The organism is Kitasatospora sp. NPDC054939, from assembly GCF_053610105.1.
Map to the genome: position 1 here is coordinate 1 of NZ_JBSGXP010000020.1, position 13,830 is coordinate 13,830.

Below are 13,830 nucleotides of genomic sequence, written 5' to 3' on the forward strand. Positions count from 1 at the left end.
GCGGGTCTCCGATCGACCCGCCGCCGGGGAGCCGCACGGAACTCAGCAGGCTGCGGCCCCGGAAGGGGCAGGGCAGTTCTGCGTCGGATCGGTGGCACCGGGTTCCAGCGGCTTCGCCATGTAGACCGCCTCGGCGCCATAGCTCGCGGGAAGCCCGACCTCGGGCCGGGCGCGGTAGCCCAGGGGGGCCCACACGGCCTGTGCGCCGAGGACGGCGACCAGCGAGACCGTCCGGTAGCCGGCCGCCCGCGCGGTGTCGTCCAGGTGACGCATCATCCGCGGAGCGAGGCCCCGACCGCGCAACTCCTCGGCGATCACCAGGTCGTGGGCGTGCAGGTTGCTCCCCCGCACCATGCCCTTCTCGGCCAGGCTCAGGTCCGGGCAGCGGAACAACGGGTACGGCAGGGCGAGCAGGTAGCCGCCGAAGCCGTCCGCGTGCTCCAGCACGAAGCAGGTCGAGGGCGAGGCGCGGTGCCGGGAGCGCAATGCCTCCCGCCCCTCGGACAGGCCGCTGGCCGCGTAGGCGCGTTCCTCCAGCGCGACCACCTCGTCCCAGTCCTCTTCCCGGAGCAGCCGGATGTGGGTGTCGCTCACGCGTCTCCTCCGTCCCGAACCGGACCGCCGACACAGGTGTACGGCAGCGGCGCGAAGCCGTTGAACCCCTGGGTGGCGTAGGCGGCGGCGTACGCGCCGCAGGAGTGCACCCACACCGGGTCGCCGGAGGAGATCGCGCGCGGGACCCGTACCAGGCCGTCCTCCTGCCCGTACGCGTCGTCGCTGTCGCAGGTCGGGCCGGCCACCACGGCGTCGACGAGCTGCCCGCCGGGGTGGGTCGGGAACTCCATCCGGTACTGCAACTGGTCCATCTCGTACAGGCCGTTGAACTTGCCGCAGCTCAGGTACAGCCAATCCTCGCGGGTGCCGTCGAGGCGGCGGCGGGAGGTGAGGCGGGCGACGTGCGCGCGGATCGCGCCGTGGTCGGCGACCAGGTGGCGGCCGGGCTCCACCAGGAACTCCAGCGGGCCGCCGTTGACGGCGCGCAGCCGCTCCATGCCCTCGCGGATCACCGCGAACATCTTGTCCAGCGGCGGTTCGAGGGGCCGCCCCCGCCGGTCGAGGACGCCGAGCGCGGGCAGCCCGCCGCCGAGGTTGATCCGCTCCGGGGTGATGCCGCGCCGGCCGAGCGTCTCCAGGACGGCGGCCAGCGAGTCGATCGCCGCGGCCCAGGCCTCGGCGGTCATCTGCTGGGAGCCCACGTGCACCGACAGTCCGGAGGGCACCAGCCCGGCGGTCCTGGCGGCACCGAGCACCCGCACGGCGTCCTCGCGCGAGCAGCCGAACTTGCGGCCCAGGCCCCAGAGCGCGCCCTCGCCGGTGGTCGCCAGGCGGCAGAACACCCGTGAGCCGGGGGCGTGTTCGGCGATCGCCGCGACGTCCTCCAAGCAGTCGGTGGCGAAGTCCCGCACGCCCATCCGGTAGGCCTCGGCGATGTTGCGGTCGGACTTGACGGTGTTGCCGTAGTGGATCAGTTCGGGTGCCACACCGGTGCGCAGCGCCTGGGCGATCTCCTGGGGGCCGGCCGCGTCGAAGCCGGAGCCGAGCCCGGCGAGGTGGCCGAGCACCTCGTCCACCGGGCAGGCTTTCATCGCGAACCGTACGGCGACATCGGGCAGTTCGGCACAGAGCGCGGCGTACTGGCGGCCGATGCCGTCGAGGTCGTAGATGATGGCGTCCTCGACGGCATCGGCGAGCGCCGCGCGCAGGGCAGGGCGGTCGTGCCGGGCGGGGAGGTCGTGCCGGGCAGGGTGGTCGTGCTGGGCGGGGAGGATCGCGGTGGATGCGTGCACGCCGGCCGGCGCGGTCGGGGCGCGGTGGCCGGTGCTGCCGTGGTCGGCCGTCCGGCGCGGGTCGGCGGTATGGCGCATGTCGGTGGTCTGAGGCCTCACGTGTGAACTTTCGGTCCGACTGGATGATTCATGCCAATGGCCTGCTGACACGCAGGAAAGGAAACGAGGGAGTCCGCAGGTCGCTCGTGACGCCTGACCTGGACTCCCTCTCCCGCCGCACTCTACGGACTTCCGGGGCCCGCACCTGCTGCCCGCCCCGGACCGCCCGACCGGCGCGAAGGCCGACGATCGCGATCCCTGCTCGGCGTGCTCCGCGCCGGACCCCACCTCTCCGCGCCCCGTCCCGGGCCATCGCTCGTGTACAGAACCACCCGAACGGCGCCGGTGTGGTCCCCCACGACCTTGACGATCAGATCTCACCTGACGCTGCCGAGGAACTGCCGGATGGTCGGCTCACGCGCGGCGACACCCGCGAGGCTGGGCCGGTCGGCTGACGGCCCGACACCACCGGACCGGTGTACCGGTCTGTCGCTCTGGTCCCGGCTCCGTGACCGGCCGAAGATGGCGGCATGGGTGTCGACGACCCGGGTGCCGGGCTGCTGGTGACGAACGTACGCGTCTTCGACGGGATCGGCGGGGAATCGGTGCCGGGCCACGTCCGGGTCGAACGGGACAGGATCGCGGAGGTGGTACTGGGCCGCCCCTTCCCCCGCGGTCTCCCCGGAGGCGCGACGGTGCTCGACGGCGGCGGACGCACCCTCATCCCGGGGCTCACCGACGCGCACGTCCACCTGTTCGCGATCGGCGGCACCCTGGCGGATCTCCAGCTCGCCCCGACCGGCACCGTCCACTACCAGGCGCTGGCCGCGGCCCGCGACATGCTGATGCGCGGCTTCACCACCGTGCGGGACCTGGCCGGCGACACCGAACCGCTTCGGCGCGTGCTGGACCGCGGGCTGTTCCCGGGCCCCCGGATCTACCCGAGCCAGGCGGCCATCTCCCAGACCGCCGGCCACGGCGACTTCGGAACGGTCCACGACGCCCCGACCGCCCTGGGCGGGCCACCCTCCCGGGCCGAGCAGATCGGGTTCACCCGGGTCGCCGACGGGCCGGAACGGGTGCTCGCCGCAGTGCGCGAGCAGCTGAAGAAGGGCGCCACCCAGATCAAGCTGATGGCGGGCGGCGGCGTCATCTCCGAGTTCGACCCGCTGGACGTGCTGCAGTTCACCACGGCCGAACTGGAGGCCGCCGTCGCCGCGGCCTCCGACTGGGGCACCTACGTGACCGTGCACGTCTACACCTCCGACGGCGTACGCCGCGCGGTGCAGGCCGGGGTGCGCTGCATCGAGCACGGGCACCTCGTCGACGAGGACACCGTCCGCTACCTCGCGGAGCAGGGCGTGTGGCTGAGCACCCAGCCGTTCGCGGTCGACGACCACCACTACGCGTCCGCGGACAGCGACCGCAAGAACCGCGAGGTGTGCGAAGGCGTCGCCCGCACCATCGGCTGGGCGGTGAAGCACGGCGTGCGGCTGGCCTTCGGCACCGACCTGGTCCTCGACCCCGGAAAGGCCCACCGGCAGAACGAGATGCTCGTCCGGCTCGCCGCCTACCTCAGCCCGGTCGAGGCCCTGAGGACGGCCACCTCCGGCAACGCCGAACTGTTCCGCCTGTCCGGCCGCCGAGACCCCTACCGCGCCGCGCCTCTCGGCGTCATCGCGCCGGGAGCATGGGCCGACCTCCTGGTCGTCGACGGCGACCCGACCACCGACCTGTCCGTCCTCGCCGACCCGCAACGCAACCTGCGGCTGATCGTCAAGGACGGCATCGTCCACAAGAACGCACTCGGCTGACCCGAACCGGCCTCGGACGGCCCGCGGCTCGGGCGGGGCACCGCCACTCGTTCACGGGCGTGTCCGGTCGTCGGCAACCCCTGGGCGACGGCGTTCCTCAGCCGCCGTCCGCCGCGGTCGGGGCGGGTTGGACGAGGGGCGCCGGGTGCCGGTCCTTCGCCCCGTCCCTCCCTCGGTCCTTCAGCCGGGCTGCGGGTTCCGCGCCGATGCGGCCGACCCGGCGCACACCCGGGAAGGCCGCGGTGCCGGCGCAGGCGAGCGCCACGAGGGCCGCGGTGACGAGCAGCGGGGCGGTGGTGCCCCACGCCGCGGCGGCGACGGGCGCGAGCACGTAGCCGAGCGGCGCGGCGGCGAGGGACAGCAGCCAGTCGTAGGAGGTCACCCGGGCCAGGACGTGCGCCGGGAACTCCCGCTGGACCACCGTCTGCCACACCGGGCTGAGGTAGCCGAGGCCCGCCATGGCCAGCGCGTACGCGGTCACCGTGACCGGGGCCGGCGCGGCCACGGCGAGGGCGGCCAGCGGGAGGGCGTACAGGGCCAGGCCGAGGTTGGCGACCAGCACGGGCCGGCGCGGCCGCAGGCGTCCGGCGAGCAGGGAGCCCGCCAGGACCCCGCAGGCGGCGGCCTCGGTCATCGCGATCCAGACGCCGTCCCCGCCGAGCTGCCGGGTGGCGATCAGCGGGCCGAGGGTGAGCAGCACGGCGGCGGCGCCGTTCCAGACGCCGTGGCCGATCAGGCTGGACCAGTACCAGTCGCGGGCCCGCAGTTCGCTCCAGCCCTCCACCAGGTCGGCGCGCAGCGGACGGCGCTCGCCGGGGGTGTGCCGTACGGTGAGCCGGCCCAGCAGGGCGGCGCTGAGCAGGAAGGTGGCGCCGTCCAGCAGGAACGCCCAGCCGGCGCCCGCGGTGTAGACCAGGAGGCCGGCCAGGGCGGGGCCGCCGAGTCGGGCGGCGTTGCCGGCGGAGGCGATCAGGGCGTTGCCGCGCAGCCGCTGCGAGCCGTCGACGGTGGCGGCGACGAGCGGGCTGGCCGTCGGCATGGCGAAGGCGGAGGCGATGCCGCCGACGGCCGAGGCGGCCGCGAGGTGGGACAACCGGGGCTGGCTTCCGAACAGTTCGAGGCCGACCAGGAGCTGGGCGGCGGCCCGGACGAGGTCGGTGGTGAGCGCCACGGTCCGGGGGTTGAAGCGGTCTCCGGCGACGCCGCCGAGCGGGAGCAGCAGCAGTCTGGGCACCATCGCGCAGCCGAGTACCAGGGCGAGTGCCCCGGCGGATCCGGTCGCTCTCGTCACGGCGATGGCGAGCGCGGCCGGGACGACGGCGTCGCCGAGGGTGGAGAGGGTCCTGCCGATGAAGAGCAGGCGGAAGTCTCGGAGCATGAGGGGGTGCGTCACGTCAGGACTGTACGTCCGCAGCGGGCGGTGGGTACCCGAATCGCCTGATCCCGCCGGCACCGATCGGGCGCCCACCGGCGGTGTGGGACTTCCGGCAGTTGGCGGGCGAACCGAGGCGTGCGCCCCCAGCGCGAACGGCGCGTCGGGGGCGCCTCGGGGAGCGCTGCCGGGATCAGCGTCCGGTCTCGTACGCGCCGACGCCCTTGGACACGCCCGTGAGCAGCGGCTGGAGACGGTCGACCAGCTTCTGGTAGTCGGCCACCCGCCCGTCCGACCACTGGCCGAGGCCGACGACCATCGCCCGGCCCTGGCCGGCGAAGGCCGACCGAGCCGTCGCACGTCAGCTCCCCGCCCCTCCAGGTGAGGGGCGGAGCGCAGCCGCCGCCGGGCGCGGTCTAGTGATCGGCCGGGGACTCGCGGTGGTGGGCGGCGTGGAGGGTGCCGAGGAGGGTGAGGGCCTCGGCGGTGGGGCTGCCGGGTGGGGCCTGGTAGACGACCAGGTGCTGACCGGGCTCGCCGCGGACGTCGAAGGTCCGGAACGTCAGCGACAGCGGCCCCACGTCGGGGTGGACGAGTCCCTTCGTCCCGTGGCTCTTGCCGTGGACGGTGTGCGAGGACCAGAGTGCGGCGAACTCCCCGCTCTCCTCGGTCAGCCGGCGCAGCACGGCCTGGAGGCGCGGGTAGTGCGGCGCCGTACCGGTGGCCCGGCGCAGTTCGCCGACGACCGCTTCGGCGGCCCGCTCCCACGGCGTGTGGAAGCGGCGGGCCACGGGGTCGAGGAAGGTCATCCGGGCGAGGTTGTCGACGGTGGCGAACGGGGAGAAGAGGGCCTCGGCCATCGGGTTCGCCGCGAGGACGTCCAGCGCCGGGTTGAGGACGAACGCCGGGGCGGTGGCGAAGTCGTCCAGCAGTTGCCGGAGTTCGTCTCCCACGTGTTCCGCGGGCTGCGTCGCGGGGCCGGTGGGCAGCTCGGCGCCGGCGAGCCGGTGCAGGTGCGCGCGTGCCTCGGGCTCGAGGCGGAGGGCGGTGCCGATCGCGTCCAGGACCTGGGGGGAGGGTCCGCGTTCGCGGCCCTGTTCGAGGCGGGCGTAGTAGTCGCCGTTCATGCCGGCCAGTACGGCGACCTCCTCGCGCCGCAGGCCGGCGACCCGGCGGGTCCCGTAGGAGGCGAGGCCGACGTCGCCGGGTTGCAAGCGGGCGCGGTGGGCGCGCAGGAAGTCGCCGAGGTCGTTACCGGTCATCCGCTCACCTTAAAGTCGACGGCGCAGCCTCTCAGCCGGAGGAGGGCGGGAACTTGCCTCTGACGCACCACCGCACAGGTGATCGATGTTAGGCGGTGCCGGCGCGCACAGCCTCGGTGCCGCGGGCCGGCCGACGGCGGCTCACCAGTCCCGGGTGGCGATCAGCGTCTCGGCGTCCGCGTCCGTGAACCCGTAGGCCGTCGCGACGAACCAGAAGTCCTCGGCGATCTCCTCCCGCGCGACCGTCTCGATCTCGCTCCCGGCCTCCTCGAACTCCGCCTCCAACAGGTTGAACTCCTCGGTCGCGGCCTGGGTGAGCACGTACAGGGCGGCCAGGTCCGACGGCTGCTCGGCCTCGATCCGCTCGCACAGGCGCAGCAGGATGGCCTTGCCCTTGTCGAGGACGTGGTCGGGGTAGTACGTGTCCGCGTACAGCTGCCGAAGATATGCGTGCCCTGCTGCCTGCTGATTGGTGATCGGCATGACGCCTCCCCATCTCCGTCCGAAGATCCGATGCACCGATCGTGCACCACACCACTGACAGGAGCACGGGTGACAGGAGCACAGGCAGGCCCGCGGCACCGTGGGCGGGCAGCGCCCACGGTGCCGGTCTTCAGGTACCGCCGCCGTCAGCTCCGCCGACGTCCGGCTCCGCGTCCACGTCCACGTCCACATCCACATCCGCGTCCGGGAGCGGGCGCAGGTGGGTGCAGGCGACGGCGACGTAGAGGCCGGCCGGGGTGACGATGCGGCAGCGGTCGCCCGTCCGGACGAGGAGCACCACCGCGGTACCGGCGGGGACGATGCCGTCGGGCGGGCCCCCGGGGGTGCTGCTGTCGTACCAGTAGGGCTGGTCGGCGGTCACGGTGTGGGTGAACCGGTTCGGCGGGGGGCGTACGACGTTGTCCCGGGGGACGACGGACCGGCTGTCGAGGAACGATGTCTCGGGCCGCCGGACGCGGTAGGGCTTGCCCTCCTCCGGTTGTGGTGGGTCGTTGTCCGCCATGGTGCTGTCGTTTCAGACGGCCTGGAGGTGGAGGCTCTCGGCGGGCAGGAGGTCGGGGATCGTCGGGAGCATGATGCCGACGTCGATGGGGGCGGTGTGGGTCAGCAGCAGGCCCCGTTCGGCGAGTTGCAGGTGGTTGGGCAGGACGTACGGCTCGGCCGCGTCGACGTCGACCTGGTACCCCATGTCCTTGAGGCTGGCGGCGGTCAGGCGGCTGAGGGGGTTGAGGGTGCGGTCCACGAAGCCGGTCATGAGTTCGTTGGCGAAGACGGTTTCGCGCCAGTGGCTGTCGCGGGTGCCGGGTCCGCCGGTGTTCTCGACGGGGACCCGCCGGGGCGAGGGGTCGCCCACCAGGGCGGCGTACTCGGCCTCGGCGTTCGGGCCGACGAAGGTCGGGTTGTCGGTTCCCGCCCCGCGCAGGAGGCCCTTGGACTTCCAGATGGTGCCGACGCCGATGACGTGGCCCATCTCGTGGGTGATGACGTCGACGAGCGTGCCGTTGCTCTCCATGGAGGCGAGGTCGTCCTGATCGAAGGACATCACACCGGCGGCCGGGAGGAGCTTCGCGGGTCCGGGGCCGGGGCGCAGGTGGGTGGGCCCGGCCTGGCCGAGGATGCGTCCGGGGCCGTCGATGGTCTTGCCTTCGGCCAGGATGAGCAGGTCGTCGACGATGCGGTCGCCGATGATGACGTCGGGTAGGTCACCGACGATGACGCGGACCCACCGGTCGGCGGCCTGCTTGAACGCGTTCCGCTGGGTGCTGGTCAGTCCGCCGAGGAACTCGACTTCGATGGTGTAGGGGGAGACGGTTTCGGCAATGCGTTCGGCGGCCTGGTGGTCGGCGCGCGCGACGTGGATTTCGTTGTCGCTCATGGGTTCCCACCCCTTCGTGGGACGTGCTGTCGGGTGCTTGGTGGGGGTGCTGAGGGTGTTCGGGCGCGCACGGACTGCTGCGCCCGGCGCCGGGGGGTCCCTGGGGATGTCGGGTCGGGAGGGACGGCCGGCCGACGCGATGGACGGCTGGATAGGCCGGAGGGACGGGCCGACGCTGTCGGCCGGGGGCGCGCACAGGTGGGCGGCGCTCCGTTCCTTCGCCTTTCTTCGATTGTCTCTCGGTCCGGCCGTTCGGGAACCCTCCGTCGGCACCCTGTTCGCTGAGTGGCGCGGCGGATGCGGGTGGTAGCGGTCCCGGGGCGTCTACGCCCGCCGAACTGCACGGAGTCGCCTCTCCGGAACAGGTGGTGACGGTGGATCCGTGAGCCGCCGACCCTGCCTGACTGGTCGTCCGGCTGGCGCCCAGCCTGGGTGCGCCGCACCCCGGCACAGCCCGTCCTGGTTGCGTCCGCCCGGCCCCGCCAGGCTGGCCCGGTCGACAACGGCGGGCCCGCACGATCGACGTGAACCTGCGCGGTGTCCTGTACGGGATCGCCGCGGCGCTGCCGGTACTGCGCGCCCAGGGCCACGGGCACATCGTGAACGTCGCCTCGGTCGGCGCGTACGAGGTCTCCCCCACGGCGGCCGTGTACTGCGCGACCAAGTTCGCGGTCCGTGCCGTCTCGGAGGGGCTGCGGCAGGAGTCGCGGGGCAGCATCCGGGTCACGCTCGTCTCGCCGGGCGTGACCGAGTCGGAACTCGCCGACTCGATCGCGGACCCGGCGGCCCGCGAGGCGATGAAGGCCTACCGGTCGGTCGCCCTGCCCGCCTCCGCGATCGCCGACGCCATCGCGTACGCGCTCGCGCAGCCGCCCGAGGTCGACGTGAACGAGCTGGTCGTCCGCCCCACGGCGAGCAACCGATAGCCCGTCGGAGCCGCACCGTCGGACCTCACGCGGGCGGTGCGCCGCCTCCCCCGCCCTGCACCCAGGCGTGGTAGGCGGCCACCGCGGTGGGCAGGGTGGGGAAGATCCGGTCGGGGCCGAGGGATGCGCTCAGGCCGTACGCGTCGAGGTCGTCGCGCAGGTCCTGTTTGACCCGGGCGAGGGCGAACACGATGCCGCGGTCGGCGAGTTCGAGGCGCAGCGCGTCGAGCACGTCGAGGGCGGTGATGTCGACCTCGACGTTGGCCTCGGCGTTGAGGACGAACCACCGTACCGGCTCGGGTTGTTCGGCGAGCGCGGCAAGGGCCCGGTTGCGGAGGTTCTCTGCGTTGGCGAAGAACAGCGGCGAGTCGTAGCGGTAGACGAGCAGGCCGGGGACGGTCCGTGCGTCGGGGTAGTCGTCGACGTCGTGCATCCCTGCCACGCCGGGGACCAGGCCGAGGACGGCGTCGTGCGGACGGGCGACCCGGCTGAGCAGTTCGACGACCGACAGGCCGACGGCGACGAGCACGCCGTAGAGGATGTCCAGGGTCAGCACGCCGGCCACGCAGCCGATCGCCAGGAGGAGTTCGCGGTTGCGGAAGGTGGCGAGCCGGCGGAATCCGGCGAGGTCGACCATCCGGAGCGCGGCGTACACGACCAGGGCGCCCAGGACGGCGTCGGGGGTGTCGTGCAGCAGCGGGCTGAGGAACAGCAGGACGGCGATCACGCCGACGCCTGCCGTGAGTGCGTACGCCTGGCTGCGTCCGCCGGCGGACTCGGCGAGGGCGGTGCGGCTGGCGCTGCTGCTCACGGGGAAGCCCTGGAAGAAGCCGGCGCCGAGGTTGACGGCGCCGAGGCCGAGGAGTTCCTGGTTGGCGTCCAGTCGCCCGCCGCCGTCGGACGTGTCGAAGGCGCGGGCGGTGAGGATGAAGTCGGTGTAGCCGACCAGCAGGATGCCGACCGCGGGCAGGACCAGCCGCTGGAATTCGCCGAGGTCGGGGAGTTCGGGACGGGGCAGTCCGGCCGGGATGTCGCCGATCACGGCGATGCCGTGGTCGGCGAGCGAGAAGGCCGCCGAGATCGCGGTGCCGAGGACGACGGCCAGTAGCGGGCCGGGCAGGCGCGGGAGGTAGTGGGCGGTCAGGAGCAGGAAGAGGAGGGTGGCGGCGCTGAAGCCGACGGTCGGCAGGCTGGCTTCGGTGAGGTTCGACAGGAAGGACGCGAGTTGCGGGAAGAAGCCTTCGCCGCGGACGTCGATGCCGGTGAGTTTGGACAGCTGGTCCACGATCATGATCATGGCCACGCCGGTGAGGTAGCCGATCAGCACCGGCCGCGAGAGCAGGTCGGCGACGAAGCCGAGCCTGGCCAGCCACGCCATGACACAGAGCAGGCCGACCACCGTGGCGAGGCTCGCGGCCAGCACGGCGTAGCGGCCGGGGTCGCCTCCGGCCAGCGGACCGATCACGGTCGCGGTCATCAGCGCCGTGGTCGACTCGGGCCCGACCGACAGCAGGCGGGACGAGCCGACGAGCGCGTACAGCACGATCGCGGGCAGGATGGCCCACAGCCCGGTGACGGGCGGCAGGCCCGCCACGCTCGCGTACGCCATGACCTGGGGTACGAGGTAGGCCGCGACCGTGGCTCCGGCCAGCAGGTCGCCGCGCAGCCAGTCGCGCCGGTAGCCGCGGAGCACCGCGAGGCCGGGCAGGGCCGGTACCAGGCGGCGCCATCCGTCCTCGGAAGGGCCGGCCGACATGGTTCTCCTTCCGTCGGGGAGCCTCATGATGCCGCCTACCGTGCCCCGTGGCGGTCCGACCGGGCCGCTCAGTGGTCGGGCGCGCCCGGACCGGGTGGTTCGGTCAGGCCCGGACGGGGCTCCGGTGCGTCAGGGCGGGCGGGACGCACCGGCGGTCAGGGCGGGCGGGACGCACGGGTGGTCAGGCCCCGGGCACGGCCGTTCCGACGCGGGCGTCCGGGGTCCGGCGGGCCAGGAGCTTGCCCAGCTCCCACAGCAGCAGGAGCGCGACGGCCGCGAGCAGGGCCCAGCCGAACTGCCCGGCGTCGAGGTCGGTGGTGCCGAGCATGCGGTTGAAGGCGTCCATCTGGGTGACCAGCACCGCGAGGGCGAACTCGGCGAGGGCGGCCCGGTTCATCTGCTTGCTGTCGAAGGTGGCGGTGGTCAGCACCGTCTCACGCTCGCTCCGGCACTCGTAGGCCGCCACGATCAGGCACAGGGCGAAGGCGGTGAACGCCATCGAGTTGCCGACGGCGGCGCTCTTGTAGTGCTCCTCCCCCAGCTCGATCAGGGCGAGCAGCGCGACCGTCACGGCTGTTCCGGCGAGCCCGACGGTGATCACGACGGACCTGGTCAGCACCGTCTCGCCGCGGGGTCGCGGGGTGCGCCGCATCAGTCCGGGGCTCTCCCGGTCGAAGCCCAGGGCGAAGCCGAACGGGGCGTTGACGACGAAGTGCACCCAGAGGACCTGCGCGGGGGTGAAGGGCTCGCCCGCGGCGATGTTCAGCAGTGCGGCCCCGAGGAAGGTCAGGACGAACGTCACCAGCAGGACCAGGACGAAGCGGATGTACTTGGCGAGGTTGTCGTAGAGCTTCCGGCCCTCCTGCACGGCGTGGACGATGGTGGAGAAGTTGTCGTCGGCGAGGACCATCCGGCTGGCGTTCTTCGCGACGTCGGTGCCGCTGCCCATGGCGATGCCGATGTCGGCGGCCTTGATGGCCGGTGCGTCGTTGACGCCGTCGCCGGTCATCGCGACGACGTCGCCCTTCTTCTTCAGCGTGTCGGCGAGCAGCACCTTGTGCTCCGGTGCGACCCGGCCGACCACGCCGATGGCGTCGATCCGGGCGAGTCGTTCGGCCTCCGGCAGGGCGGCGAAGTCGGCGCCGAGGACGGCCTCGCCGCCGATGCCGAGCTGCCGGGCGATGGCCGCCCCGGTGGTGACGTCGTCGCCGGTGACCATGCGGACCCGGATGTGGGCGGCCTGTGCGTCGGCGACCGCGGCCCGGGATTCCTCGCGGGGCGGGTCGACCATGGCGACCAGGCTGGTCATCCGCAGGTCGGTGACGAGCGCCAGCAGGTCGCCGTCGGGTGCGAAGTCCGCCGGGTCGAGGTCGCGGACGGCGGCGGCCATCACCCGGAGTCCTTCGCCGCCCATCCGCTCGGTCTGGGCCCCGGCCCGGGCGGCGAGGTCCGCGTCCCAGGGCACGACGGCGCCGTCGGCGGCGAGGGCGGTGGTGGCGCGGGCCGTCACGGCGGGTGCGGCGCCCTTGACGAAGCACCGCACGACGGCCCGCCCGTCCGCGTCCTTGGCCTCGTTGAAGGTCGCCATCAGCTTGTAGTCGGGGTCGAAGGGGAGGGTGGCGAGCCGGGGCAAGCGCTCGCGGGTGGCGTCGGTGTCCAGCCCGGCCTTGTGGCCGAGGACGAGGAGCGCGGCCTCGGTCGGGTCGCCGACGACTTCGCCGTCGACCAGCTTCGCGTCGTTGGCGACCAGGTAGGGCAGGACGGCGTCCTCGATGTCCGGGGAGGAGCCGGCGGCGTGGTGGATCCGGCCGTCGAGGCGGTAGCCGGTGCCGGAGACGGTGTAGCGGTCGGTGGGGGTGAGCACCTCGACGACGGTCATCTGGTTCATGGTCAGGGTGCCGGTCTTGTCGGAGTTGATGGCCGAGGTGAACCCGAGGGTCTCGACGGACGGCAGTTCCTTGACGATCGCGTTGCGTTTGGCGAGGTTGAGGCTGCCGACCGAGAGGATCACCTGGCTGACGGTGGGCAGGGCCTCGGGGATGGCCGCGATCGCGAGCGAGACCGCGCTGACGAACAGGGCGTCCCAGGCCTGGTCGCGGCTGCGGCCGAGCGCGAACATCACCACCATGGTCAGACCGGCGGCGAGCGCGATCCACAGGGTCAGGGTGTTGAGCTCCCGGGTGAGCGGCGACTGCTCCTTCTCGGTGGCCGACAGCATCCCGGAGATCCTGCCGAGTTCGGTGTCGGCGCCCGTGGCGGTGACCACCAGGAGCCCGCTGCCGTGCGTCACCGGGGTGTTCATGAACGCCATGTTCGACCGGTCGCCCGGGCTGAGCGCTTCGCCGGTCAGGGTGCCCGCGTGCTTGGCGGCCGGGACGCTCTCGCCGGTGAGCGCCGACTCGTCGATCTGCAGTGCGCTGGCTTCGACGATCCGCCCGTCCGCCGGCACCTCGTCGCCGGCCGAGACGAGCACGACGTCGCCGACGACCAGCTGCCGGCCCGGGACCTCCGCCTCCGTGCCGTCCCGCCGCACCCGCGCCGTCGCCTTCATCATCGACTTCAGCGCGTTCATCGCGCTCTCGGCCTTGCCCTCCTGGCGCAGGCCCACGACCGCGTTGAACAGGGTCAGGACGAGCAGGAGGACGGCGGTGGTCCACTCCTTGACCGCGAGCGACACCACGGCCGACACCACCAGGATGATCTGCATGTAGGCGCGGAACTGGTCGAGGAACCGCAGCAGGCCCGGGCGCGGCTTCTCCTCGGGCAGGACGTTCGGCCCGTTCGCCGCCAGGAGCTCGGCCGCCCGGGCCGCGGTCAGCCCGGTCGCCGGGTCCACCCGCAGCCGGGCCGCGACCTCCTGCGGGGTGCACGCGTACCACGGGCGCTCGGCGGCTCCCGGGTCGTCCTGTTCCGTCATCCCCGCTCCTCCGATCGG

General features: G+C 73.1%; 11 protein-coding genes and 1 pseudogene. 2 read left to right on the plus strand and 10 right to left on the minus strand.

What is annotated here, in order from left to right; all coding sequences use genetic code 11:
* Positions 1-42 precede the first annotated feature (42 nt).
* Together ACWGB8_RS08500 and ACWGB8_RS08505 are read right to left on the minus strand one after the other, a co-directional pair.
* The gene (locus tag ACWGB8_RS08500) at positions 43-594 is read right to left on the minus strand and encodes a GNAT family N-acetyltransferase (RefSeq protein WP_452211526.1); all 552 of its coding nucleotides are present in this window, start codon (positions 592-594) and stop codon (positions 43-45) included.
* Positions 591-1,946: a type III PLP-dependent enzyme gene (locus ACWGB8_RS08505; protein WP_452211528.1), complete on the minus strand. Its 1,356-nt coding sequence runs from the start codon at positions 1,944-1,946 to the stop codon at positions 591-593. Before ACWGB8_RS08505 ends, ACWGB8_RS08500 begins: the two co-directional genes overlap by 4 nt.
* 470 nt (positions 1,947-2,416) lie before the next feature.
* Here ACWGB8_RS08505 and ACWGB8_RS08510 point away from each other — a divergent pair, with 470 nt between their 5' ends.
* Complete coding sequence (locus tag ACWGB8_RS08510) at positions 2,417-3,700, plus strand: amidohydrolase family protein (protein ID WP_452211530.1); 1,284 nt, start codon at positions 2,417-2,419, stop codon at positions 3,698-3,700.
* Between the two features lie 97 nt (positions 3,701-3,797).
* Here the strand turns inward: ACWGB8_RS08510 and ACWGB8_RS08515 are convergent, their stop codons facing one another.
* From ACWGB8_RS08515 to ACWGB8_RS08540, 6 genes are all read right to left on the minus strand, one after another.
* Positions 3,798-5,093, minus strand: a complete 1,296-nt coding sequence (locus ACWGB8_RS08515; RefSeq protein ID WP_452211532.1) for an MFS transporter — start codon at positions 5,091-5,093, stop codon at positions 3,798-3,800.
* A 172-nt stretch (positions 5,094-5,265) separates the two neighbouring features.
* The gene (locus ACWGB8_RS08520) at positions 5,266-5,391 is read right to left on the minus strand and encodes a hypothetical protein (protein ID WP_452211534.1); all 126 of its coding nucleotides are present in this window, start codon (positions 5,389-5,391) and stop codon (positions 5,266-5,268) included.
* Positions 5,392-5,488: 97 nt separating this feature from the next.
* On the minus strand, positions 5,489-6,334 hold the full coding sequence (locus ACWGB8_RS08525) for a helix-turn-helix transcriptional regulator (RefSeq protein ID WP_452211536.1): 846 nt from the start codon (positions 6,332-6,334) through the stop codon (positions 5,489-5,491).
* Between the two features lie 141 nt (positions 6,335-6,475).
* The gene (locus tag ACWGB8_RS08530; RefSeq protein ID WP_452211537.1) at positions 6,476-6,817 is read right to left on the minus strand and encodes a DUF5713 family protein; all 342 of its coding nucleotides are present in this window, start codon (positions 6,815-6,817) and stop codon (positions 6,476-6,478) included.
* Positions 6,818-6,947: 130 nt separating this feature from the next.
* Positions 6,948-7,340, minus strand: coding sequence for a hypothetical protein (locus ACWGB8_RS08535; RefSeq protein WP_452211539.1), 393 nt, complete (start codon positions 7,338-7,340; stop codon positions 6,948-6,950).
* Positions 7,341-7,352: 12 nt separating this feature from the next.
* Positions 7,353-8,213, minus strand: coding sequence for a leishmanolysin-related zinc metalloendopeptidase (locus ACWGB8_RS08540; protein ID WP_452211540.1), 861 nt, complete (start codon positions 8,211-8,213; stop codon positions 7,353-7,355).
* A gap of 512 nt (positions 8,214-8,725) precedes the next feature.
* On the opposite strand from ACWGB8_RS08540, the pseudogene ACWGB8_RS08545 reads away from it, so the two are divergent.
* Positions 8,726-9,139: pseudogene (locus ACWGB8_RS08545) on the plus strand (SDR family oxidoreductase); the annotation flags it as partial.
* A gap of 25 nt (positions 9,140-9,164) precedes the next feature.
* Here ACWGB8_RS08545 and ACWGB8_RS08550 read toward each other — a convergent pair.
* Entirely contained in the window at positions 9,165-10,895 is a 1,731-nt protein-coding gene (locus ACWGB8_RS08550) for a SulP family inorganic anion transporter (protein ID WP_452211542.1), read from the minus strand.
* 181 nt (positions 10,896-11,076) lie between these two features.
* Positions 11,077-13,812 (minus strand): cation-translocating P-type ATPase, encoded by a 2,736-nt coding sequence (locus tag ACWGB8_RS08555; RefSeq protein ID WP_452211543.1) that lies wholly within the window; start codon positions 13,810-13,812, stop codon positions 11,077-11,079.
* Between the last annotated feature and the right edge of the window lie 18 nt (positions 13,813-13,830).